The sequence below is a fragment of the Indolivaga macrotermitis genome (assembly GCF_900128985.1).
GTDB lineage: Bacteria > Bacteroidota > Bacteroidia > Bacteroidales > Dysgonomonadaceae > Dysgonomonas_A > Dysgonomonas_A macrotermitis.
The window spans coordinates 1-1757 of the sequence record NZ_FQUC01000042.1; the positions used below are offsets into that span (position 1 = coordinate 1).

The following is a 1757-nucleotide window of genomic DNA, read 5'->3' on the forward strand; positions in this document are numbered from 1 at the left end:
TATTTCTATAATCATGGCAGGATTGTGCAAAATAAAGCGTCTATCGGTACAGACCCGTATGGCAAGCCCGCGCAGGTATTCCTGTATGAAGGAAGTATGGAGGAAATGGCGGAATATATGGGACGGATGCTCCGGAGCGACTTAAAAAGCAACCTTGATTTGGAACTGTATCGTAGTAATTCCATTAAGCGGCATATTACTGAGGCAACGCCACAGCCGGAGATTCCCACAGAAAAGATTAAAGAAGAGAAATCGTTGACGACCGATGAATCCCGTATTTCCGGAGATCTTAATCCCCTCTGGCAAACGGACGGCCTCGACCCTTTTTGGCAAACCCTCGAAGATGACTGGTTTACGGGCGGAAAAGCATTTAGGGAAAAGGAAAGAAAAACCGTTGCCCAAACACCGGCGCCGGAGTCGAAACCGCAAGTTGACATTTTGCAACCTATCCAACAGGAATCCTCAGATCAACGGAGTCAAAAGCAAGAGGTAAAAGAGAAAACAACTTATCAATCACTGGAAGTCAATGTTTCTGACCCTGTCATTTCTTTATACGACTTATTCGGCTTTACTCAGGAAGAACGCACACAGGTGAAACCCGCCAGAAGCAAAAAGCAAGCGCCTGCTCCTAAAGGAAAGCCTGTACAGTTGAGTATGTTTTCCAAAGACAGCCCCCTAAATCCCCCAAGGGGGACTTCTGTTCCTCCCCTTCGGGGAGGCCAGGAGGGGCTTTACCCTATAGAAGATGCCCGAATAGCCGAACAACAGCAGGAAGAACGTAAACGCTCCTTTGAGCCACGCCCTTATTCGGGTGAACTTTTCGAGTTTCATAAAAAAGGCTCACTGGTAGAAGATAACGGACAGGCAGGTTTTCTGAAAGAACGCTATCGCGATGATGCAGTGTTTCAGGCATTGGATATATCTTTCGAGCAACGGGCAAAGATTAGTCGCTATATAGAGATACGCGATACCTACCATACCCTCTACAACCACGAAGCCGAACACCTGACCGAACATGCTTCCCTGCGCGGCAACCTTAATTTGTGTTATGACAATTTTGTAAAACGTTATGGCTACCTGAACGATAAAAAGAACCTCGACCTTATTAAAATGGATGCCGGAGGCAGGGAGATACTCTCACTGGAACGAAGTGTAGACGGCAACCTGCAAAAAGCCGATATCTTCTCCATGCCCGTCGCATTCAATCCCAATGAGATTACTGTTGCCGATACTTCGAATGAAGCGTTAATAGCATCACTGAATAAATATGGCGAAGTCCGGCTTGACTATATGGAGTCGCTGTTATCCGGAAAAAACAGGGAAGAGATTGTTTCCGAATTACAAGGACGTATTTATTTCAATCCATTGATTCAGAATTACGAAGTCCAGGACCGCTTTATCGCGGGTAACGTTGTTGAAAAAGCGGAAGCCATAAAACGCTACATATCAAACCATCCCGATGACCTTCCTTCCCAAACATCACTGAAAGCCTTACAGGAAGCTACTCCGCAACCTATCCGGTACGAAGAGCTGGATTTCAATTTCGGTGAAAGGTGGATCGATACGGGAGCCTATGAAGACTATATAGGTAAACTCTTTGAAACGGATGTCGATATATCCTACTATGCTTCCCGTGATGACTTTACAGTTAAGGCGGATAAAAGCAATATGATTATCAACGAAAAATTTGCCGTACAGGGTGAGAACAGGCTGTATACGGGTATGCACCTGCTCAAACACTCTTTGCTCAATACAAC

1 pseudogene is annotated in these 1757 nt (G+C 45.6%); it reads left to right on the plus strand.

The window, feature by feature from the left end:
- Positions 1-1757 (plus strand): annotated as a pseudogene (locus BUC12_RS19620) (N-6 DNA methylase); the annotation flags it as partial.